Raw genomic sequence first — 20446 nt, forward strand, 5'->3', positions numbered from 1 at the left:
ATCGCCGCCGCGGGCGCCGCGGTGGCGGCAACCGCGCCGACAACCGGCGTCGGCGCGGGCGCAGATGTCGGCGCCGCCAGCGCGATCACCGGTCGCGGTGCCAGCATTTCGGCGAACGGCGCATCCAGCGTCGGCAGCACCGCCGCGGCAAAGGCCTGCAGCTCATTTGGGCCCAGCCGCTCCGCCTCGGTCAGCGTCGCTGCCGCCGCGGTGCAGAACGGGTCGCGCGCCGGCGCCTGGGAGAAGAAATTGTACAGCCGCGTCATCGAATCGTCATAGCGGTCCTGCCAGTCGCCACCCATTGCGCGATACTGGCTCTCCAGCGCGGTTTCCGCTGTGGCCAGCGCCGCCTTCTGGTTGGTCAGCAGCGTGCGATAGCCCGCGACGATCTGGTTCCCCTGCGCCCCCCGGCACGCCAGCGCCGCGACGTTCAGTGCGACCCGCATGTGCCACACGGTCGCCGCGGGAGAGAGGCCGCGGTTGATCGGCGTGATCGCCGGCGTGACATAGACCGGCACCGGGGCGGGCGCTGGTGGCGGGGTGGCAATGGCCACTTCCTTGGTGCGCGTGGCGCAGGCGGCCAGCGCCGCAATGGCGGCCGTGGCAACGATGGCTTGTGTAACGCGTGACATGGCGGCTCCGTTCTCCCCCGGATTCCCGTTGCCACGGGTCTGCGCCCGGAAGGTAAACGCGGAGTAAAGGATGCGATGAGCCGCCACCTCGCGCCGCGCGTCAGTCGAACACGGTCTTCAGGTTCATGAATTCGTGCAGGCCATAGGCACCCAGTTCGCGGCCGTGGCCCGATTTCTTGATCCCCCCGAACGGCGCCTCGGGGGTGGAGGCGAGCATCTTGTTCACCGCCATCATTCCCGAGGCAATGTCGCGGGTGAAGCGCTCCTGCTCGGCCGGGTCGCTGGTCCACACCGACGCGCCAAGGCCGAAGGGCACGTCATTGGCCAGCGCGATCGCGGCGTTGATGTCCTCGGCGCGGAACAGCATCGCAACGGGCCCGAACAATTCTTCCTGCGCGGCGGGATGATCGATCGGCACATCGACCAGGATGCCGGCCGACATGAAGGCGCCCTTCCCCGGCAGCGGCTCACCACCCAGCAGCAGCCGACCGCCCGCCGCCTCGATCTGCGCCAGCTGGTCGATCACCGTCTGGCGCTGCTCCTCGCTCGACAGCGGCCCCATGTCGGTCGCCGCATCCATCGGGTCGCCGGCGACCACCGCCTCCATCCCCGTCGAGAAGCGCTCGAGGAATGCGTCATACACATCGGCGTGGACGATCATCCGCTTCGCGCAGATGCACGACTGGCCGGTATTCTGGGTGCGCGCCGTCACCGCCGCCTTCGCCGCCGCGTCGAGATCGGCCGACGGCATGACGATGAACGGATCCGATCCGCCCAGTTCCAGCACCACCTTCTTCAGCGCGGCGCCCGCCGCCTCGGCGACCTTCGCGCCGGCGCCCTCGCTGCCGGTCAACGTCACTGCCGCGATCCGGTCATCGGCGATCAGCGCGCCGACTTTGCCGCTCCTGATCGCCAGATTCTGGAACAGTCCGGCCGGCGCCCCGGCAGCGATCACCGTCTCCTCGATCGCCGCCGCCACGCCCTGGCACAGCGAGGCATGTTTCAGCAGCCCGACATTCCCCGCCAGGATCGTCGGCGCCAGCCAGCGGACCACCTGCCAGTAGGGGAAATTCCACGGCATCACCGCCAGCACCGCGCCGATCGGCAGGTAATGGCTCGTCGCCTTGCCGCCCGGCACCTCGACCGTTCGGGGTGCCAGCATCCCCGGCCCGTTCTGCGCATAATAGCGGAACGCCGCCGCGCATTTCTCCACCTCGGCGATGGCGGATTTCAGCGTCTTGCCCATCTCCTGCGTCGCAAGTTCGCCCAGCCTGCGCTTGTCCGCCTCGAACGCCTCGGCGATCCGCGCCAGCAGGTCGGTGCGCGTGGCAAGGTCGGTGACGCGCCATTCGGCCCAGGTGGCATGGGCCCGGGCGACCCGCTCCTCGACCTCGGCGGCGCTATGTTCGGGGTGGGTGGCGCCGGGCGCGCCGGTGGCGGGATTGATGCTCTGGAACATGCCGCCTGAAACGATCGCGCACGCGCCAGTATCCTCGCTCCGTCGCGTCGGCACCGGGGTCAGCGCCGCGCCTCCTTGACCCTCCGTGCGCCCGTGTCCCATAGCACCGCCATGGACACGCCCGTCGACAGCCTGACGTTCGAGGCCGCGCTCAAAGAGCTCGAAGCGATCGTAGCGCGCCTTGAATCCGGCGATACGCCGCTTGCGGATGCAATCGCCTTGTACGAACGCGGCAATCAGCTGCGGGCGCGCTGTGCCGAACGGCTCGATGCCGCCCAGGCCCGGATCGAGGCGATCCGGCTCGATGCCGAGGGTCGCGCCACGACGAAGCCCTTCACCGCCGGATGACCCTCACCCCGATGCTTTCGGCGGCACTGGCCGATATCGCGCGCGACATCGACGCGCGCTTCGATGCGTTGCTGGCGGTGCCGGACGATCCCCGCGCCGACCTCTATCGCGCGATGCGCCACGCCGCGATCGATGGTGGCAAGCGGCTGCGCCCGCTGCTGGTCGTCGCCACCGCGCGGCTGTTCAACTGCGACATGGACTGTGCCGGGCGCGTCGCGCTCGCGCTGGAGGCGATCCATGTCTATTCGCTGATCCACGACGATCTGCCGGCGATGGACAATGACGACATGCGTCGCGGCCGTCCCACCGTGCACAAGCAGTTTGACGAGGCGACCGCGATCCTCGCCGGTGACTGCCTCCACGCGCTCGCGTTCGAGGTGCTGGCCGATCCCGCCACCCATCCCGATCCCTTCGTCCGCGCCGAACTGGTGCTCGATCTGTCGCGCGCCGCCGGCCCCGCCGGCATGGCCGGTGGTCAGATGATGGATCTGGAGGCCGAACGCGCCAGCTTCGACCTTGCCACCGTCACCCGGCTGCAGGCGATGAAGACCGGCGCGCTGATCCTCGCCGCGGTGGAGGCAGGGGCGATCCTCGGCCGCATCCCGCCCGAGGGACGCACGCATTTGCGCGGCTATGCCCGCGATATCGGTCTTGCCTTCCAGATCGTCGACGATCTGCTCGACGTGGAGGGGGATGAAGCGCTGGCCGGAAAGAAGCTGCGCAAGGATGACGGGGCGGGCAAGGAGACCTTTGTCTCGCTCCTCGGGGTGGATGCGGCACGGGAGCGGTGCCGGATGCTGGTGGATCAGGCGATTGCGCACCTGCGCAGCTACGGCCCGGAGGCCGACCTGCTCCGCGACATCGCGCGCTTCGTGCTTTCAAGGGATCATTGAGCATGGCGAGAATCGGTGTTTACCCGGGTACGTTCGACCCGATCACGCTGGGCCATATGGACATCATCCGGCGCGGCGCGAAGCTGGTCGACCGACTGGTCATCGGCGTCACGACCAACCCGTCGAAAAGCCCGATGTTCTCGCTTGAGGAGCGGATGGCGCAGGTGGAGCGCGAATGCGCCGGGCTTGACGCCGACATCCGCGTCGTCAGCTTCGACCTGCTGCTGATGGATTTCGCCGAGCGCGAAGGCGCCAGCATGATCGTTCGCGGCCTGCGCGCGGTGGCCGATTTCGAATATGAATATCAGATGGCCGGGATGAACCAGCAGTTGAACGACCGGATCGAAACGGTCTTCCTGATGGCCGATGTGGCGTTGCAGCCGATCGCCAGCCGGCTGGTCAAGGAAATCGCCCGTTTCAACGGCGACATCAGCAAGTTCGTGAGCCCCGCTGTGCGCGACGAAGTCGTTGCACGTGTGGAACAGACCGGGCGGCGCGGCGGACAATAGGTTTCCGGCAACGGCGCACCCCGGTTCAGATTGGCGCAAGCCGCGATCTAGTTTAGGGCGCTGCTGACACGATCGGGTTGGGATGACGATGCGCTTTGTTGGATTGATTGCGATGCTGGCCGCCACGCTGCTCGCCGGCCCGGCCATGGCCCAGAGCAAGGCGATGGAGGAAGCGGCCAAGGCAGGACAGGCGACGAAGCAGCGCTATACCCCGCCGCCCACCACCGATCTCGAAAACACCTGGCTGCTCGACCTGTCGAGCGGCGGGCGCGTGTCGATCTGGCTGCGCCCCGACGTCGCGCCCGACATGGTGCGCCGGATCAAGAACCTGACGCGCCGCAAATTCTACGACGGCCTGACCTTCCACCGCGTCATCGACGGCTTCATGGCGCAGGGCGGCGATCCGCAGGGCGACGGCACCGGCGGCTCGGACCTCCCCGACGTGAAGGCGGAGTTCAATTACCTGCCGCACGTGCGCGGCGCGGTCGCGGCGGCACGCGCGCAGGATGAAAACAGCGCCAACAGCCAGTTCTACATCATGCTGATGCCGCGGCTCAGCCTCGACGGGAAATACACCGTGTTCGGCCGCGTGCTTGAGGGCATGCAATATGTCGACGCGATCGAAAAGGGGGAGCCGCCGGCCAACCCGACGCGCATCCTCCAAGCCTATATCGCCGCCGATAACCCCCCGCCCTATCGCGCCGAGGCGGCCCCCGCGCCGGTGACGCAGGAGGCGCCGGTGACGCTGCCCGGAACGAAGCCGGCGGCGCCTGCACGGAACTCGCGCCCGCGTCGATAGTCTCTTCCTCGTTCACTGCGCCAGCGGACGGGGGAAGATGACGTGAATCAGGCGGCGGCCTGGCTACCTTATTGCGGCATCGCGCCGCTTCCTGACACGCTGATGGGGCGCTGGAACGGCGACCCCATCCTCATCGCCGCGCTCGCGCTGGCCGCCGTCGCCTTCTACCGGCTGGCCGACGCCGATCCGCGCCAGCGGCGGTTTTTCGCCGCAGCATGGGCGCTGGCGCTGTTCCTTTTCGTCTCCCCGCTCTGCGCGCTCACCTCCGCGCTCTTTGCCGCCCGCACCGTCCACCATGTTCTGCTGACCGCGCTGGTCGCGCCGCTGCTCGCCATCGCGCTTGCCTCCACCGTCCGCCCGCCGCGCGGCGGCCTCGCGCTCTGGACCGTCGCGCACACACTCGCCTTCTGGGTCTGGCATGCGCCGCCCGCTTACGCCTGGGCGCTGTCGAGCAACGCCGCTTACTGGCTGATGCAGGCGAGCCTGCTCGTCACCGCCTGGGGCATGTGGGCGCATATCCGCACCGCCCCCATGCCGATGGGCATTGCCGCCCTGCTGGCGATGATGGTGCAGATGGGGCTGCTCGGCGCGCTGCTCGTGTTCAACAGCGGCGCGCTCTACGCCCCGCATTATCTCACCACCCAGGCGTGGGGCTTCTCCCCGCTGGAGGACCAGCAGCTCGCCGGCCTCATCATGTGGGCGCCCGCCGCCGGCCTCTACCTCGGCGGCGCGCTGTGGCTGCTCGCGCGCTGGTTCGTCGCGGAGGAGCGTGAGGTGGCACCGCGATGATCCGCCAGCTGCGCGAATGGGCCCGCGGCCACACCGAACGCGGCCGTTATTCCCCGGTCGGCATCGCCTTCCACTGGATCATGGCCTTCCTGATCCTGTTCCAGCTCGGCTGGGGCTGGTCGATGAGCCGGCTGCCGGTGGGCGAGGACAAGCTTGCCGCCTATCAGGTGCACAGCGCCGCCGGCCTCGCCGTGATCCTGCTGGCGCTGGCGCGCTTCGCCTGGCGCCTCGCCGTCCCCGGCCCGATCAACGATGCTGACAAGCAGGGCTGGCAGACGACCGTCTCGGTCATCATCCACTATATCTTCTACGCCACCTTCTTCCTCTTGCCGATCAGCGGCTGGGTGATGTGGTCGGCGATTGCGGAGCCCGGTCCGCTCTATCTCGCCGGTGTCGTCCCCTGGCCGCCCTTCCCGCTCGGCGACATGCCGCTGACCTTGCGCTGGCAGATCATGGACGTGGCGGAGGACGTTCACCTCGCGGTGGTGTTCGCGCTGTTCCTCGTCATTCCGCTCCACGTGGGCGCGGCGCTGAAGCATCATTTCTGGGATCGTCACGATGTGCTGAGCGGGATGCTGCCGGAGATCCCGGACGAGGAAGACCCCCAGGGAGACCGGACGCATAAGCACCGAGACCGGCAACCTCGCCCGGCGTGAGCTTGCGGCTGATCTCCAGCATAACATTGCCCGGATCGTTGCGCCGCTCGCTCTTCTGCCACGCGATCAGCTGCTCCGACAGATAGCCCGCCGGCTGCCCGCCCAGCGCCGGATTGCCCGCACCCACGCCTTCGCCCGCCGCACCGTGACACACCGCGCATGGCTGAAGGCCGCGCGCCGCATCGCCGCGCTGGTACAGCAGCGCCGCCGGCCCGGTGTTCGCGCTGGCCCCCGCCGCACCCGCCGCAGCCGCGGCAGCCGCGGCAGCCGCCGCCGGCTGATAGGGCATGGCGGCATAATAAGCCGACACCGTCTGCCGGTCGGCCGGGGTCAGCCGCTTGGCGATCCACTCCATCTCGGCATTCTTGCGCCGCCCGCTGGCATAGGCCTCCAGCTGCGCGGTCAGATAGCCGAGGTCCAGCCCCGCCAGCCGCGGCGCGCCCGCGCCATTGCCGCGCCCATCGACGCCGTGACACACCAGGCACGCGCTCGCCGCACCGGCATCGCCGCCGCTCAGCGCCACCAATTGCCCGGTCTCGACGAAGCGGTCGGCCGCCGTCCGGTCCGCCGTCCCGCACGCCGCCAGCAACAGAAACGCAAGGCCGGCGAGCGGCCGTCGCCGGGAGGGTGCAGCCGTAATCATCGCTTTCTCGGAACCTCCGCCGATCCGATCGGTTCCGAAACGACCGGCACCGGTTCGTGCCGGGCCATGAAGGGGGATCATTGCCGACGCTTCGCGCCCTGTTGCCGCTGCTTGCGCTTGCGCTGCCCGTCGGCGCCTGCAAGCCGCCACCTGACGAGCGCCAGCATATGCCACAGGCCGATCCCGCCGCCGGCCTCGCCGCGATCCGCCGCGTCGGCTGCGGATCCTGTCATTCGATCCCCGGGCTCAGCTGGCCGAAGGGCGAACTGGGCCCTGCGCTCGACCGTTTCGGCGATCAGGGCATGATCGCCGGCCGCCTCCCCAACCGCCCCGACGTGCTGGCGCATTTCGTGCGCCGCGCACCCGAACTCGTCCCGGGAACCACCATGCCGGCCATGCCGCTCAGCGAGAAGGAAGCGCGCGATGTCGCCGCCTACCTCTACACCCTCCGCTCCCGGTAACGCCGGCCCCGTCGATGGTCTGGCGAACAGCCTCGCCGGCTGGCCGCCGCCCGTGCTCGATCCCGCCGGGCCGTTCGCGGGTTCGATCTCCACCCTGTCGTGGATCCTGTTCGCGATGGGCGTCGGGGTCTTGCTGGTCGTCCTCGTCGCCTTGTGGATCGCGCTGTTCGGCAAGGATCGGCTGCGCGAGCGGCTGGGTGGCAGCAAGGCGATCTGGATCGGCGGCATCGCCTTCCCCGTCGTCGTGCTCAGCGTGCTGCTGGTCTATGGCCTGGCGCTCACCCGCAATCTCACCGCCCCGCCGGGCCCGGTGGCGATGAAGGCGCGCATCACCGGCGAGATGTGGTGGTGGCGCGTCGACTACCTGGGCGACAACGGCCAGCCGCAGCTGCGCGACGCCAACGAACTTCACATCCCCATCGGGCGCACCGTGCTGCTCGAACTCGAATCGAACGACGTCATCCACAGCTTCTGGGTGCCGCGCCTGTCGGGCAAGCTCGACATGATTCCCGGCCGACGCAACGTGATGAAGATTCAGGCCGACAAGCCCGGCGTCTATGGCGGGCAATGCGCCGAATATTGCGGCGGTCCGCACGCGCTGATGGGCTTCGTCGTCGTCGCACACGAACCGGCCGATTTCGCCCGCTGGCTCGCCGCCCGCAAGCAGCGTCTGCAACAGGCCGCCCCCGCCACGGCGAGGCCTGCATCGGTCAGCCGCGGCGCGCAGCTGTTCCAGTCCACCGGCTGCGCCGCCTGCCACCGCGTGGCGGGCACCGAGGCGAACGGCCTCGCCGGCCCCGACCTTACCCATATCGGCACCCGCCAGTCGCTCGGCGCGGGCATCCTGCCCAACAATCGCGGCACGCTGATCGGCTGGATCGGCAATAGCCAGGCGATCAAGCCGGGCAACCGCATGCCGCCCTACACGATGCTGCCGGGCGAGGATCTCCAGGCATTGGCCGATTACATGCAGGCGCAGAAGTGACCTCGGAAACCGGCTTCGACACATCGCTCTACGATCGCTTCCCGACCAAGGGGGAGCGCCCCGCGGGGGAGCGCGCCGAGCTCGAACGGATCTGGTGCAAGCCCAAGGGCTGGGAGCTGCTCACCGCGGTCAACAACAATTACATCGGCTTCTATTACGTCGCGACCGCCTTCGCCTTCTTCATCCTGGCCGGCGTGCTGGCGCTGGTCATGCGGGTACAGCTTGCGCTGCCGCTGATGGGCGTGCTGCCGCAGGAAACCTACAATCAGTTCTTCACCATGCACGGCACGGTGATGATGTTCCTCTTCGCCGTGCCGGCGATGGAGGCGATGGCGGTGCTGCTGCTGCCGCAGATGCTGGCCGCGCGCGACCTGCCGTTCCCGCGCCTCTCGGCCTATGCCTTCTGGGCCTATGCCGTGGGCGGCCTGTGTTTCTTCGCCTCGCTCTTCGTCGGCCTTGCCCCCGACGGCGGCTGGTTCATGTACCCGCCCTATACCAGCACCACCTATTCGCCGGGTATCAACGCCGATTTCTGGCTGCTGGGCATCGGCTTCATCGAGATCTCCGCCATCGCCGGCGCGATCGAGATCATCGTCGGCGTGCTGCGCACCCGCGCGCCCGGCATGACGCTGGCGAAAATGCCGATCTACGCCTGGGCGATGCTGGTGTTCGGGGTGATGATCATCATCGGCTTCCCCTCGGTGATCCTGTGCACCCTGCTGCTGGAGCTGGAACGCGCGTTCAACTGGCCGTTCTTCGATTCCACCCGCGGCGGCGATCCGTTGCTGTGGCAGCACCTGTTCTGGTTCTTCGGCCACCCGGAAGTGTACATCATCTTCCTCCCCGCCTCGGGCCTCGTCTCGATGGTGGTGGCCGCCGTCGCGCGTACCCGGCTGGTCGGGCACAATCTCGTCGTGCTGGCCTTCCTCGCCACCGGCTTCATCAGCTTCGGCGTGTGGGCGCACCACATGTTCACCACCGGCATGCCAACACTCTCGGTCAGCTTCTTCTCCGCCGCCAGCATGGCGGTCAGCGTCCCCGCCGGCATCCAGGTCTTCTCCTGGATCGCGACCTTTGCGATCGGCCGCGCGCGCTACAACACGCCGACGCTGTTCCTGCTCGGCGGGCTCATCACCTTCGTCATCGGCGGCTTGACCGGCGTCATGGTCGCGATGGTGCCGTTCGACTGGCAGGCGCACGACAGCTATTTCATCGTCGCACACCTCCACTACGTGCTGATCGGGGGGATGGTCTTCCCCTTCTTCGCCGCGCTTTATTACTGGACGCCGATGACCAGCCGGCGTCCGCTGTCGGAACGGCTTGGCCGATGGATCTTCTGGCTGATGTTCATCGGCATGCAGGTGACGTTCCTGCCGATGCACCTCACCGGCTTCATGGGCATGCCCCGCCGCGTCTATACCTATCTCCCCGGCCGCGACTGGGATCTCACCAACATGATCTCGACCGTCGGCGCCTTCCTGTTCGGCGCGGGCGTGCTGCTGTTCCTCGTCGATTGCGCGCGCAACATGCGCTTCACCACCGATCATGACGCGGGCAACGTCTACGGCGGCGGCACATTGGAATGGCTCCCCACCGGGCTGTTCTCCACCCGCAGCATCCCGGTGATCAAGAGCCGCTATCCCTTGTGGGACGATCCGAAGCTGGCCGAGGATGTCGACGAGGGCCGCTACTTCCTCCCCGGCTCCGCGACCGGCCTGCGCGAAACGATCATCACCAGCCCGCTGCGCGCGGAGCCGCAATATGTGCAGATCCTACCCACCCCCTCGCCCTGGCCGCTGCTGGGCGCGCTCTTCACCGCCGGCTTCTTCCTGATCCTGACGGTGCAGGCCTATTTCATCTCCTTCGTCAGCGGCATCCTGGCGGTCGCCTGCATCCTGCGCTGGCTGTGGGACACCGACCGGCTGGTCCCGCAGAAGGAGGTCGATGTCGGCGCCGGGATCATGCTGCCGACCTATGCCACCGGCCCGCGCACCCACGGCTGGTGGGCAATGATCATCCTCCTGATCGTCATCGGCATGATGTTCGTCATGGCGATCTTCGGCTTCTTCTATCTCTACGGCATCCACCCGCAATTCTGGATCGCCGCACCCGATCCCGTATGGCTGCTCCCGATCCTGCTCGGCCACGGCGGCGGCGCCGGTTTCGCGCTGCTCGCCCGCTACATGCTGGCGCGCGAGAAGACCGAACTCTGGACGCCCGGCGTGCTCTTGTGCTGCGCGGCGGCGGGGCTCGCGGTCGGCTTCGGCGTGGATTGCTGGAACTGGACGGCGCACGGCCTGTGGCCCACCGCCAGCGGCCAGGGGGCGATCGTCTATGCCTTCCAGACGCTGCAGGGGCTGATCGTCGCGATCAGCGTGCTGATGGCCGGCTATATGGCGGCGCGCAACAGCCGCGCGCTGATCGTCCGCCCGCGCAACAACTCGATGGACCTCACCGTCATGTTCATGTGCTACACCGCCGCGCAGGGCAGCGTCATCGCGCTCCTCGCGCGGCTCTTCCCGGGCACGATCTGACGATGCGCGCCTGGGCCTTGATGCTGGGCGGCATGATCGTCTGGGCGGTGCATTTCTTCGCCGTCTACATTGTCGCCAGCGTGTTCCTGACGACGGACATCGCGCGCATCCTGACGGTGGTGATGACGCTGGCGTGCCTCGCGGCGGACGGCTGGCTGATCGCGCGGCTCCGGCAGGCGCGCGCAGGCACGCACGATTCCTTCAGCGACTGGATGCGCTGGATCGCGCTGGGCGGCGCTGGCCTCTCGCTGGTCGCAGTGCTGTGGCAGGGGCTGCCCGCGCTGCTCGTCTAGCCCGGGTTCGCCCTCCGGGCGTCAGCGCGAACCCCACAGGCCGACCGCCGCCGCAATCGCCCCCGCCGCCGCGACAAAGGCGACAATCATCAGCAGCCCGTCCTTGACCAGCAACGCCATGCCGAACGCCGCGATTGCCGCCATCGGCGCGGTCGTCGCCATCGGCAACAGCTCCAGCGGCGGTACCGACAGCGTCAGCACGATGATCGCCGCCGCCGCCACCCGCACCATCGGCCCCTGCGTCAGCGCGGGCAGCCGCCCGTGAAACCATTTGTCCATCCGCTTGGCCACCGGGCGCAGCTTCTTCACCGCCTTGGCGACCTTTTCGGACTTGAGCGATCGGTTGGCGAGGAATCCCGGCAGCCACATATGCGTGCGCCCGAACAGCAATTGCCCCGCGGTCAGCACGATCACCAGCGCCAGCAGCGTCGGCAGGCCGGGGATCGACCCCACCGGCGATATGTCGATCAGCGGCAGGATGACCAGGAACGGCGCATAGCTGCGGCTCCCGAACGCCTCGATCGTCTGCCCCAGCGACACCTCGTCCTTCTCGTCCGCCAGTTCGTCCAGCCGGTCCAGGATATCGCCGACGCTGTGGGGTTCATCTGCCATCGCCGGTGAACGGCGCGACGCGGCTCACGGTTCCGCCACCGTAACGGTCATGACATGGCCCAGCAAAAAGGGCCGCGGCACCCCTGGATGCCGCGGCCCCTTGTCGTCGCTCAGGCGGCGATCACTTGTACTTCAGGTCGAAGCGATCGGCCTCCATCACCTTGGTCCACGCCGTGACGAAGTCCTTGACGAACTTCTCCCTGGCGTCGTCGCAGGCATAGACTTCCGCCACCGCGCGCAGCTGCGAATTGGCGCCGAACACCAGGTCCGTCCGCGTCGCCTTCCAGCGCGGCTCCTCGGTCGCGCGATCGGTGCCGATGTAGAGCTCGTCGCCCGTTTCATCGACTTCCTTCCACGCCGTGCCCATGTCGAGCAGGTTGACAAAATAATCGTTCGTCAGCTGCCCCGGCTTGTCGGTCAGCACGCCATGATCGGTATCGCCATGGTTGGCGCCGATCACGCGCATCCCGCCGACCAGCACGGTCATCTCCGGCCCGCTCAGCCCCAGCAGCTGCGCCCGGTCGACCAGCAGCTCCTCGGTCGGCACGTTGAACCGCACCTGCAGGTAGTTGCGGAAACCGTCCGCCTTGGGCTCGAGCACGTCGAAGCTCGCCGCGTCGGTCTGCTCCTGCGTTGCGTCGGTGCGCCCGGGGGTGAAGGGCACCTCGATGTCATGCCCGGCCGCCTTCGCCGCCTGCTCGACCCCCACGCTGCCGCCCAGCACGATCAGGTCCGCGATCGACACCTTCTTGCCGCCGCTCGCGCTGCCGTCGAAGTCCGCCTTGATGCGCTCATAGACGTCGAGCACACGGGCCAGCTTCTCCGGCTCGTTCACGTCCCAGTTGCGCTGCGGCTCCAGCCGGATGCGCGCGCCATTGGCGCCGCCGCGATGGTCCGACTGGCGATAGGTCGCGGCCGAGGCCCAGGCCGTCTTCACCAGCTCGCTCGTCGACAGGCCAGCGTCGGCGATCTTCTGCTTGAGCGCCGCGACGTCCGCGGCAACGATCGGGGCGTAATCGGCCTTCGGAATCGGATCCTGCCAGATCAGGTCCTCCGCCGGCACGTCCGATCCCAGATACCGGATCTTCGGCCCCATATCGCGATGGCACAGCTTGAACCAGGCGCGGGCAAAGGCGTCGGCGAACAGGTCCGGATTGCTGCGGAACCGCTCGGAGATTTCGCGATACTTGGGGTCGACCTTCATCGCCATGTCGGCGGTGGTCATCATCGTCGGCACCTTGACGCCCGGCGTATGCGCCTTGGGCGCCAGCGTCTCGGGCGGGTTGCCCACCGGCTGCCACTGCCACGCCCCGGCCGGGCTCTTCACCAGCTCATAATCGTGGTCGAGCAGCATCTCGAAATAGGTCATGTCCCACTGGATCGGCGTCGGCGTCCACGCGCCCTCGATCCCGCTGGTGATCGTGTGATCGCCCATCCCGGTCTCGTGGGTGGAGGCCCAGCCGAGCCCCATCTGCGCAATGTCCGCGCCTTCCGGCTCCGCCCCGACCAGCTTCGCGTCGCCAGCGCCATGCGCCTTGCCGAAGGTATGGCCACCGGCGGTCAGCGCGACGACTTCCTCGTCGTTCATGCCCATGCGGTGGAACGTCTCGCGGATGTCGCGCGCCGACCCCTTGGGATCAGGCTCGCCGCCCGGCCCTTCGGGATTGACGTAGATGAGGCCCATCTGGATCGCCGCCAGCGGGTTCTCCAGCGCCAGCCCCGACTTCTCGTCGATCCGCGTCTGGCCGAGCCATTCCTCCTCAGTCCCCCAATAGATGCTCTTTTCGGGCTCGAACACGTCCTCGCGCCCGCCGCCAAAGCCGAACACCGGGCCGCCCATCGATTCGATCGCGACATTGCCGGTCAGGATGAACAGGTCCGCCCAGCTCAGCTTGCGGCCGTATTTCTGCTTGATCGGCCACAGCAGGCGCCGTGCCTTGTCGAGGTTGCCGTTATCCGGCCAGCTGTTGAGCGGCGCGAACCGCTGCGCGCCCGAGGACGAACCGCCGCGCCCGTCGCCGGTGCGATAGGTGCCGGCCGAGTGCCAGGCCATGCGGATGAAGAACGGGCCATAGTGACCGTAATCGGCCGGCCACCACGGCTGGCTGTCGGTCATCAGCGCGCGAAGATCGGCCTTCACCGCTTCCAGGTCGAGCGTCTTGAATTCGGCGGCGTAATCGAAATCGTCGCCCATCGGATTGCCCGACAGGCCATCCTGCTGGAGGATTTCCAGCGACAGCTGATTCGGCCACCAATCCCGATTGGTGCGCCCCAGCAGCTTGCGCAGCGCGGCCGGCTCCTTCGAATGATCGCTCAGCGGGCTTCCGGTAACCGGGCAGCCACTGGTGGGTGCGTCCATGTCGTGTTCCTCTCGTCGCGATTATCAGCGAGGAGACTAGGGCCATCGCCCGGTGATGGAAGCGACATAAATTCGTCAGGACGACAGGCGAAATCGATCAATAAGCGATCGTTGCGCGAAATTGCCGATGATCGATCAGGCTGCGTCCGCCGCCCTGCGCGCCAGCAATGCCTCGATCGTCGGCAGCAGATGCGCCGCCACCGCCGCGATCGCCCGCGCGTTGGGATGGACACGATCGGGCAGCACCATGTCGGCGCGTCCCATGATCCCGGCGGGAAAGAAGTCGCTCACCGCCGCGCCATGCCGCGCCGCCACTGCGCCATGCACGCCAAGGTACGGCGCCGCCCGCGCGCGGATCAGCGCCGGGGGATCGATCGTCGTCAGCAGCACCGGGATGCCGCACCGCCCCAGTTCGGTGAGCATTACGTCGAGGTTCGCGCGCGTCTCGCCCGGCGGCACGCCGCGCAGCACGTCGTTGGCGCCGATCTGGGTGATCGCCAAGTCGGGCCGCGCGCGCATCGCGGCCAGCACGCGCGGCAATCGGCGCAGCGCGTCGGCCGTCGTGTTGCCGGACACGCCGGCATTCAGCACCCGCGCCCCCGGAAAGCGCCCGGCCAGCCCGCGTTGCAGCTGCGCGGCCAGACCATCATCGGCCGCCAGCCCGTAACCGGCGATCAGGCTGTCACCAAAGGCGAGGAGATACGGTGGTTCGGCTGGCATCGCCGCTTAAGATAGGGGCCGCCCGGCCAATGTCACCGCAGCCCCTGCCGCGCGCCGCCCCCTCGGCATGGCGCGCGGCAGGAACAACGATCAGTTGCTGGTGATCGCCGGCTTGGGCGTGAACGGCTTGATCCCGAACTCGGGGTACACCTCCGCCGGGTAGAAGAAGGTGCCGTCCTTCACCACCATCGCGATCCGCTTGATCGCCTTCAGGTCCTTGGTCGGATCACCCGGCACCAGGAAGAAATCGGCCAGCTTGCCCGGCTCGACCGAACCCAGCGTCGCGTCCTGGCCAAGGTATTTCGCCATGTCCCACGAGGCGCGGGTCAGGATCTGCGCCGGGGTCATGCCAACCTTCTGGTACAATTCCAGCTCGCGGTGAAACGTGAACGAACCGCCCGTGTCGGTCCCCGGCACGATCATCACCCCGCGCTCGTTCAGCATGCGAATCGTCGCGACGATCTTGTCATAGGCGCCGCGATAGGCGGCATCGTCGCCCGGTGCGCTGGCATCAATCCACGCCTGCTTCAGGCTGCGCTGCGCCCCGATCGGCAGGTGATCGACATAATCGGTCGCCCCCGGCGCAATCTGCCCGTCGCGGTTGAGCAGCAGGTTCTCGTGGATGCCCAGCGTCACGTCGATCGGCAGCTTGCGGTCGACCATCATGCCGATCGTCTTCTGCACCTTGGGGCTGTTGAGATCGAGCGCGGGCAGCCGCTTCAGCGCGGTCAGGCGGAACAGCGTGCGCGTATCCTCCTCCGGCTTGATCACCCAGCCCAGCATGAACTGGTTGATATGCGTCAGCTCGTCAAACCCGGCCTCGATCATCTGGTCCGCGGTGGCGAAGGCGGGGACGTGCCCGGCGACCTTCAGCCCGCGCGCATGTGCCTCCTTCACCAGCGCGGGAATCCACGCCGGGTTCATGCTGTTGTACGATTTGACGCCCCAGAACTTGCCGTGATCGGCGTACCAGCGGACCGCGGTGACCGCCTCGGCCTCGCTGTTGACCAGGATGCCGTTGTTGGCGCTGAACGGGCTCTTCCCCTCGATGAAGCCGGCGCGCACGATCCGCGGCCCCGCGATCACGCCCTTGTCGATCCGCTCCACCAGCGTGTCGAGCACGGCATTGTCATTGCCCATGTCGCGCATCGTGGTGACGCCCGCGGCCAGGTTCAGCAGCGCGCCTTCCTGCCCGGTGTGCGCATGCATTTCGTACAGGCCGGGGACGATCGTGCCGCCAGCGCCATCGATCACCGTCTCGCCCGCCGCGCCGGTCTTGGCCACCGGCTCGACGGCGGTGATCTTGTTGCCCGACACCAGCACCGACACCGGGTTCCCCAGCGTCCCCGCCTTGGGATCGAACACGCGCACGTTGCGGATTCGCACCGGCCCGGCATAGCGATGCGCGACCTTCTTGTTGATCGCTACGAACCGGTCGGTCGACCATTGCGCCGCCAGCGTCTTCAGCCGCTCGGCCTCGCCCTCATAACCCGCACGCACGATCACCTGGCGGGGCGAAATCGCGGCGAACATGTCGCCCTTGTCGTCGAGCAGGATGGTGTCCGGCGTGGTCTCGATCCCGCCGACGTCATAGGCGGTCACCTTCAGCGGCCCGTTCGCGCCGGTCATGTTCAGCGTCTGGCCCTTGGTCAGCGTCAGCGTGCCGCCCGGCAGCGCGGCCAGCGTGGTGCCGCCGGTCTTCAGAATCGCGCGCGCATAGAGGCCCGTCGACCACGGGCTGCCGCTCTGCGCGACATAGACCGCGCCGGCCGGCGCAGTGGCGACCGATCCCTTGCCCGTCGCATCGGTCCAGGTCGCACCCTTGCCGCTGCGCGCGAAATGCTCCTCGACCTTCGATCCGAAAGTCGTCGTGCCCGCGATGTCCCAGGCCACCGGCAGGCCGTTCGCATCGAGCCGCAGCGTCTCCTTCATCGTCGGGCCGCGACCGTTGTTCTTGTAATCGAAATCGATCGCGGTCCGGTCACCCTCGACGTCGGCGTTGAGGTGCCCGACGGTCTTGCCGCCGAAGATCACGCTGTAACGCTGCATTTCCGCGGCGGCATTGGTGGCAAGACACAGGGCGAGCGCAGCAAAGGCCGCAGAGGACAGGAGCTTCATACCCGACCGTTACGGTCGCGGCGCTTCACGCGCAACAATATGTCGTTGCGTCACCTATGGGATTTGCGCATCCCGCCAGGCGGTTTTACGCCGCGTCCGGCAACGGCTCGCTCCCCGCCGACCGCGCGACATGCAGCGTCTCGACGCAATGATCGTCGGCCCAGGCCAGCCCGGCGGCCTCCGCATCGTCATAGCTGGCATAGGTGTCGCCACCCACCAGCGAGACGGATTCGGCCGAATCCACGTCGCCGCAGCGGAACAGCACCGATCCTTCCAGCAGGAAACGACCATCGTCGCGCTGCTGGATGCGGATGCAATCGGTGTCGGGCGGGGGTGCCTCGCCGGCCGGCAGCTTCACGATCTGCATAACACCTCCCGTTGCTAACGGGGGTCAACGCACCGCGCGGACGGACGGTCCGAATCGTTCATCGGAACATCTGGCCGCAAGGACCGCGGGCGCGGCCAATGTGCGCCGATTCAGCGCCGCAGGCAGGCCGAAGCTCCGGTGATCGAGGCCGTTTTGCGCCGGCCTAATCGTCGATCATCGCGCGGAGTGCCGGGCTCAGCCATTCCACCACCCGCCCCTCACGCCGCGTCAGCGCCCGCACCGCCAACCCCCGCTGCGCCGCCATCGCCATCATCTCCGCCGGCGCCAAGACGCTCAGCGCCGTCGCCCACGCATCCGCCGCCATCGCCGTGTCATGGATCACGCTCACCGCCAGCGCATGCGCCACCGGATAGCCCGTCCGCGGGTCGATCGTATGCCGCCCCCGGACATAATCCCCCGACGTCGCCACCGCGCATTGATGCAGCGCCACCCGGATCGGCGCCGCGCAGCCGCCCGGCGTCTCCAGTTCCACCCACCAGGGATCACCATCGGGCCGCAACCCGCGTCCGACGAACTCGCCGCCGATCTCGACCAGTTGGTGGGAAATACCGTGTTCTATCAATATCTTGGAAAGACGGTCAACGGCATGCCCCTTGGCAATGCCGGACAGGTCCAGCCGCGCCTCGCCGTGCCGCCTGACCCGGCACCCGGCCCGGTCAAGCTCGAGCTGGCGCCACCCCCCGCCGGCACGCGCTGCGGCAATTTCGTCGATGGTCGGCAAACGATCCACCGCAACCGGCCCATATCCCCACCGCGCGACCAGCGCACCAATGGCCGGATCGAACGCACCGCCCGACGCCGCCGCCACCTCCAATGATGTGGCAAGCACCTCTACAAATTCGTCCGAAATCGAATGCCACTCACCCGGCGCCGACCGATTGATCGCGCTGAGCCGCGAATCCGCGGCCCAATGGCTCATGTCGCTGATAACGCCGGCGAAAACCCGTTCTATCGCCTCGTACAGCCGCTCGGCCACGACGTCATCTGGCGCGGCATAGCGGATATGCCAGCGGGTCCCCATGGTAGCGCCGCCATGATCCACGACGCGTGCCGATCGATCCCAGTGGCTCAGCGCCGCGGGGTCGATCGGCGGTACGACGTAGCGGATCGGATCCGCGCGCGGGTCAGCGACCATGCCTGCGATGCCGCGCTCAGGGCGCGGGCACCTCCAGGGTCGTGGTGAAGGTCATGCGCCGCTCGGTCGCGCGCGGGACGGTCGTGTTGGCGTCGGTCACCGTCGCGCTCAGCCAGTACATGCCCGGTACCGGCCAGTTGACCCGCAGCACGCCGTCCGCACCCGTGACCAGCTCCTGCGCGCCTTCCGCCTCGCGGAACTTCTTGGATCCCGGCACCACCGTCACCTTCACCCCGGCCGCCGGCTTGCCATCGACGAGGAAGCGGAACTGCCCCTCCTCGTCCGCGACGAGCGCGCCGGGATGGGAGATCGGCTGGAACTCCAGCCCCTTACCCGTCGGCTTGAACACCGTCTCGCTCGGCGGCCCGGCGGTGACGAAAGTGGCGTTCTGGCTCGACACCTCGGTCAGCTTGACGTCGGTCGCACCGGCCGGGATTTCTGCCGGCGTTGCCACGCTTTGCACCCGCGGACGAGCGTGCGCACCAGCACCCGCAGCCGGCGGCGGACCGCGTCGGCCGCCGACGCGCCATTCCTCGTCATTCAGCTTGAAGCTGCCCATGACCGACGACATTTCGGTGCCGATCTTCCACGTGCCCGGCTTGTCGACCTTCACGTCGAACGTGGTGCGGTGACGGCCAGTGGCGGCATTCTCGATCGTGCCGGTGGTGCCGTCCGGCGCCCAGACCTTTATCTGCTCCGGGCGCATCGCGACGTGATCCGGGTAGAACAGGTCGTTCGATACCGCCGCGTCGACCGTCACATATTGGTTGGTGTCCGACAACGTAGTGGTCGACGGCAGCAACCACTGGCGGTGCGCCATCGCCGGGGCGGCCAGGGTAGCGGCGCCGACGGCGGCGAGCAGGAGGGTCTTCAGACGCATGGCGATCTTCCTCAACGAACGGTGATGGTGCCGAGCTCGGCGCTGCCCTTAGCAGTGCCGCCCTTGCCCGGGATGGTGATGGGCACGCGGACCAGCTCACGACCGCCCGTCTCGCGTGCAGCCTCGACGTTCAGCACATATTGCCCTGCGGCCAGCCCCTTGGGCAGCGGGATCTGATAGGTGCCCGGGGCCCGCGTCGCGCCGCTGACGCCGTCGGCCGGCAGCTTCATCGTGCGACCACCCTTGCGCCACCAGCTGCGTAGGTCCGCCAGCCATTTGGTGCCAGGTTCCGCGCCGCCCTTCTTGACGTCGTACCAGACGAACACCGTGCGCGCCGGGCCGCCAGCGGCCGGTTCCAGCCACCCGGCGACATAAGGCCGGTGATATTCGGCCACTTTCAGCTGCGGGATAGTGACGCTGACGGTCTGCGCGGCCGCAGGGGCACTGACCGCGCCGGCGACGAGGAGATAGACAGGACGCATGAGGTTCGCGGCTTCCTCTCAGTGGATCAGGAACACGGCCAGCAGCAGCGGGACGATCACACTCGTCGCGACCAGCGGCCAGGTGGAGGGACGATGACGGGCGTGAAGCTGGAGCAGCAGCAGCCCGGTCAGCGTGAAGATGATGCACACCACGGCGAAGGCGTCGATGAACCAGAACCAGGCGTCGCCGGTGTTGCGGCCCTTGTGCAGATCGTTGAGGTAGGAGATCCAGCCGCGCCAGGTGGTTTCTGCGGTGATCGTCCCGCTCGTCCGGTCGATGCTGACCCAGGCGTCGCGGCCCGGCCCCGGCATGGCGACATAGACTTCGTCATCGGACCATTCGGCGGCGCGGCCGGCGGGATTGAGCGCCACGGCTGACGCCACGGCCTCTGCCACGGCGCGCGGCAGCGGCGCGGCTGCGGCATGGTCGCCGCGCAGTTCGGCGAGGCGCTGCGGTGGCAGTGTTGCCTCTACCTGCGTGACCTGCGGTTCTGCGCCGATCGAGGCGGCATGGTTGAGCGTGATCCCGGTGATCGCGAACAGGAACATGCCGGCCAGCGACACCGCTGCGCTCACCCAGTGCCAGGTATGCAGCTGCTTCAGCCAGAAAGCGCGGACCTTCTTGCGCGGGCGAGGGGGTCGGGTACGGCCGGCTGTACCGCGCGGCGCGGGCGTGACGCCGCCACATGCCGGCGCCGGTTGCCGCTCCCTCACCCTGTCCGTCTCGCTTGCCTGCATTCCACCGCTCGGG

Annotated in this window: 21 protein-coding genes and 1 pseudogene; 10 read left to right on the forward strand and 12 right to left on the reverse strand. The window is 68.0% G+C overall.

Annotated features, from left to right (window positions below):
- Both XM50_RS10715 and XM50_RS10720 read right to left on the reverse strand, forming a co-directional pair.
- Positions 1 to 632: hypothetical protein (locus XM50_RS10715; protein ID WP_046409347.1), on the reverse strand; the 632-nt coding region annotated here is incomplete at its 3' end.
- A gap of 100 nt (positions 633 to 732) precedes the next feature.
- A complete protein-coding gene (locus XM50_RS10720; protein WP_046409348.1) occupies positions 733 to 2091 on the reverse strand; it encodes an NAD-dependent succinate-semialdehyde dehydrogenase in 1359 nt (452 codons plus the stop codon).
- Positions 2092 to 2202: 111 nt separating this feature from the next.
- Here XM50_RS10720 and XM50_RS10725 point away from each other — a divergent pair, with 111 nt between their 5' ends.
- The 6 genes from XM50_RS10725 (at position 2203) to XM50_RS10750 (ending at position 6085) form a co-directional block, all read left to right on the forward strand.
- Entirely contained in the window at positions 2203 to 2439 is a 237-nt protein-coding gene (locus tag XM50_RS10725) for an exodeoxyribonuclease VII small subunit (protein WP_046409349.1), read from the forward strand.
- Positions 2436 to 3332, forward strand: coding sequence for a polyprenyl synthetase family protein (locus XM50_RS10730; RefSeq protein WP_046409350.1), 897 nt, complete (start codon positions 2436 to 2438; stop codon positions 3330 to 3332). Before XM50_RS10725 ends, XM50_RS10730 begins: the two co-directional genes overlap by 4 nt.
- 2 nt (positions 3333 to 3334) lie before the next feature.
- A complete protein-coding gene (coaD, locus tag XM50_RS10735; protein WP_046409351.1) occupies positions 3335 to 3841 on the forward strand; it encodes a pantetheine-phosphate adenylyltransferase in 507 nt (168 codons plus the stop codon).
- 88 nt (positions 3842 to 3929) lie between these two features.
- A complete protein-coding gene (locus XM50_RS10740) occupies positions 3930 to 4640 on the forward strand; it encodes a peptidylprolyl isomerase (RefSeq protein ID WP_046409621.1) in 711 nt (236 codons plus the stop codon).
- 42 nt (positions 4641 to 4682) lie between these two features.
- Positions 4683 to 5429: a cytochrome c oxidase assembly protein gene (locus tag XM50_RS10745; protein ID WP_231621940.1), complete on the forward strand. Its 747-nt coding sequence runs from the start codon at positions 4683 to 4685 to the stop codon at positions 5427 to 5429.
- Positions 5426 to 6085, forward strand: coding sequence for a cytochrome b (locus tag XM50_RS10750; protein ID WP_046409352.1), 660 nt, complete (start codon positions 5426 to 5428; stop codon positions 6083 to 6085). The genes XM50_RS10745 and XM50_RS10750 overlap by 4 nt, the downstream gene beginning before the upstream one ends.
- Before the next feature lie 79 nt (positions 6086 to 6164).
- Here the strand turns inward: XM50_RS10750 and XM50_RS21040 are convergent.
- Positions 6165 to 6809, reverse strand: a pseudogene (locus XM50_RS21040) (c-type cytochrome); the annotation flags it as partial.
- On the opposite strand from XM50_RS21040, the gene XM50_RS10760 reads away from it, so the two are divergent.
- From XM50_RS10760 to XM50_RS10775, 4 genes are read left to right on the forward strand one after another with little or no spacing between them, the layout of a single operon-like run.
- Positions 6809 to 7189 carry a c-type cytochrome gene (locus tag XM50_RS10760; RefSeq protein ID WP_052742545.1) on the forward strand — a complete coding sequence of 127 codons (381 nt, stop codon included), beginning with the start codon at positions 6809 to 6811 and terminating at the stop codon, positions 7187 to 7189. The pseudogene XM50_RS21040 and the gene XM50_RS10760 sit on opposite strands and share 1 nt — an antisense overlap.
- Entirely contained in the window at positions 7152 to 8174 is a 1023-nt protein-coding gene (gene coxB, locus XM50_RS10765; RefSeq protein WP_082102988.1) for a cytochrome c oxidase subunit II, read from the forward strand. Before XM50_RS10760 ends, coxB begins: the two co-directional genes overlap by 38 nt.
- A complete protein-coding gene (locus XM50_RS10770; RefSeq protein ID WP_046409354.1) occupies positions 8171 to 10708 on the forward strand; it encodes a cbb3-type cytochrome c oxidase subunit I in 2538 nt (845 codons plus the stop codon). Before coxB ends, XM50_RS10770 begins: the two co-directional genes overlap by 4 nt.
- 2 nt (positions 10709 to 10710) lie before the next feature.
- Positions 10711 to 11001 carry a hypothetical protein gene (locus XM50_RS10775; protein ID WP_046409355.1) on the forward strand — a complete coding sequence of 97 codons (291 nt, stop codon included), beginning with the start codon at positions 10711 to 10713 and terminating at the stop codon, positions 10999 to 11001.
- Positions 11002 to 11022: 21 nt separating this feature from the next.
- Here the strand turns inward: XM50_RS10775 and XM50_RS10780 are convergent, their stop codons facing one another.
- The 9 genes from XM50_RS10780 to XM50_RS10820 all read right to left on the reverse strand — a co-directional run bounded on the left by XM50_RS10780 (position 11023) and on the right by XM50_RS10820 (position 20409).
- Positions 11023 to 11613 carry an exopolysaccharide biosynthesis protein gene (locus XM50_RS10780; RefSeq protein WP_046409356.1) on the reverse strand — a complete coding sequence of 197 codons (591 nt, stop codon included), beginning with the start codon at positions 11611 to 11613 and terminating at the stop codon, positions 11023 to 11025.
- A 121-nt stretch (positions 11614 to 11734) separates the two neighbouring features.
- The gene (gene katG, locus XM50_RS10785; protein WP_046409357.1) at positions 11735 to 13972 is read right to left on the reverse strand and encodes a catalase/peroxidase HPI; all 2238 of its coding nucleotides are present in this window, start codon (positions 13970 to 13972) and stop codon (positions 11735 to 11737) included.
- Positions 13973 to 14107: 135 nt separating this feature from the next.
- The gene (locus tag XM50_RS10790) at positions 14108 to 14692 is read right to left on the reverse strand and encodes a GDSL-type esterase/lipase family protein (RefSeq protein WP_046409358.1); all 585 of its coding nucleotides are present in this window, start codon (positions 14690 to 14692) and stop codon (positions 14108 to 14110) included.
- A 90-nt stretch (positions 14693 to 14782) separates the two neighbouring features.
- The gene (locus XM50_RS10795) at positions 14783 to 16810 is read right to left on the reverse strand and encodes an amidohydrolase family protein (protein ID WP_046409359.1); all 2028 of its coding nucleotides are present in this window, start codon (positions 16808 to 16810) and stop codon (positions 14783 to 14785) included.
- An 85-nt stretch (positions 16811 to 16895) separates the two neighbouring features.
- A complete protein-coding gene (locus XM50_RS10800) occupies positions 16896 to 17177 on the reverse strand; it encodes a hypothetical protein (RefSeq protein ID WP_046409360.1) in 282 nt (93 codons plus the stop codon).
- 163 nt (positions 17178 to 17340) lie between these two features.
- The gene (locus XM50_RS10805) at positions 17341 to 18333 is read right to left on the reverse strand and encodes an FAD:protein FMN transferase (RefSeq protein ID WP_231621941.1); all 993 of its coding nucleotides are present in this window, start codon (positions 18331 to 18333) and stop codon (positions 17341 to 17343) included.
- A gap of 16 nt (positions 18334 to 18349) precedes the next feature.
- Positions 18350 to 19213, reverse strand: coding sequence for a DUF4198 domain-containing protein (locus tag XM50_RS10810; protein ID WP_046409361.1), 864 nt, complete (start codon positions 19211 to 19213; stop codon positions 18350 to 18352).
- An 11-nt stretch (positions 19214 to 19224) separates the two neighbouring features.
- The gene (locus XM50_RS10815; RefSeq protein ID WP_046409362.1) at positions 19225 to 19695 is read right to left on the reverse strand and encodes a DUF2271 domain-containing protein; all 471 of its coding nucleotides are present in this window, start codon (positions 19693 to 19695) and stop codon (positions 19225 to 19227) included.
- A gap of 18 nt (positions 19696 to 19713) precedes the next feature.
- On the reverse strand, positions 19714 to 20409 hold the full coding sequence (locus XM50_RS10820; RefSeq protein ID WP_231621942.1) for a PepSY-associated TM helix domain-containing protein: 696 nt from the start codon (positions 20407 to 20409) through the stop codon (positions 19714 to 19716).
- Positions 20410 to 20446 lie beyond the last annotated feature (37 nt).

It is taken from the genome of Sphingomonas sp. Ag1 (genome assembly GCF_000980895.1).
Lineage (GTDB): Bacteria > Pseudomonadota > Alphaproteobacteria > Sphingomonadales > Sphingomonadaceae > Sphingomonas > Sphingomonas panaciterrae.

Coding starts and splice junctions, on each gene's coding strand:
- XM50_RS10725 (WP_046409349.1), top strand. CDS start 2,203: ATGGACACGCCCGTCGACAGCCTGACGTTCGAGGCCGCGCTCAAAGAG.
- XM50_RS10775 (WP_046409355.1), top strand. CDS start 10,711: ATGCGCGCCTGGGCCTTGATGCTGGGCGGCATGATCGTCTGGGCGGTG.
- XM50_RS10750 (WP_046409352.1), top strand. CDS start 5,426: ATGATCCGCCAGCTGCGCGAATGGGCCCGCGGCCACACCGAACGCGGC.
- XM50_RS10780 (WP_046409356.1), bottom strand. CDS start 11,613: ATGGCAGATGAACCCCACAGCGTCGGCGATATCCTGGACCGGCTGGAC.
- coxB (WP_082102988.1), top strand. CDS start 7,152: ATGTCGCCGCCTACCTCTACACCCTCCGCTCCCGGTAACGCCGGCCCC.
- XM50_RS10795 (WP_046409359.1), bottom strand. CDS start 16,810: ATGAAGCTCCTGTCCTCTGCGGCCTTTGCTGCGCTCGCCCTGTGTCTT.
- XM50_RS10810 (WP_046409361.1), bottom strand. CDS start 19,213: ATGCGTCTGAAGACCCTCCTGCTCGCCGCCGTCGGCGCCGCTACCCTG.
- XM50_RS10740 (WP_046409621.1), top strand. CDS start 3,930: ATGCGCTTTGTTGGATTGATTGCGATGCTGGCCGCCACGCTGCTCGCC.
- XM50_RS10805 (WP_231621941.1), bottom strand. CDS start 18,333: ATGGTCGCTGACCCGCGCGCGGATCCGATCCGCTACGTCGTACCGCCG.
- XM50_RS10730 (WP_046409350.1), top strand. CDS start 2,436: ATGACCCTCACCCCGATGCTTTCGGCGGCACTGGCCGATATCGCGCGC.
- coaD (WP_046409351.1), top strand. CDS start 3,335: ATGGCGAGAATCGGTGTTTACCCGGGTACGTTCGACCCGATCACGCTG.
- XM50_RS10815 (WP_046409362.1), bottom strand. CDS start 19,695: ATGCGTCCTGTCTATCTCCTCGTCGCCGGCGCGGTCAGTGCCCCTGCG.
- XM50_RS10800 (WP_046409360.1), bottom strand. CDS start 17,177: ATGCAGATCGTGAAGCTGCCGGCCGGCGAGGCACCCCCGCCCGACACC.
- katG (WP_046409357.1), bottom strand. CDS start 13,972: ATGGACGCACCCACCAGTGGCTGCCCGGTTACCGGAAGCCCGCTGAGC.
- XM50_RS10790 (WP_046409358.1), bottom strand. CDS start 14,692: ATGCCAGCCGAACCACCGTATCTCCTCGCCTTTGGTGACAGCCTGATC.
- XM50_RS10720 (WP_046409348.1), bottom strand. CDS start 2,091: ATGTTCCAGAGCATCAATCCCGCCACCGGCGCGCCCGGCGCCACCCAC.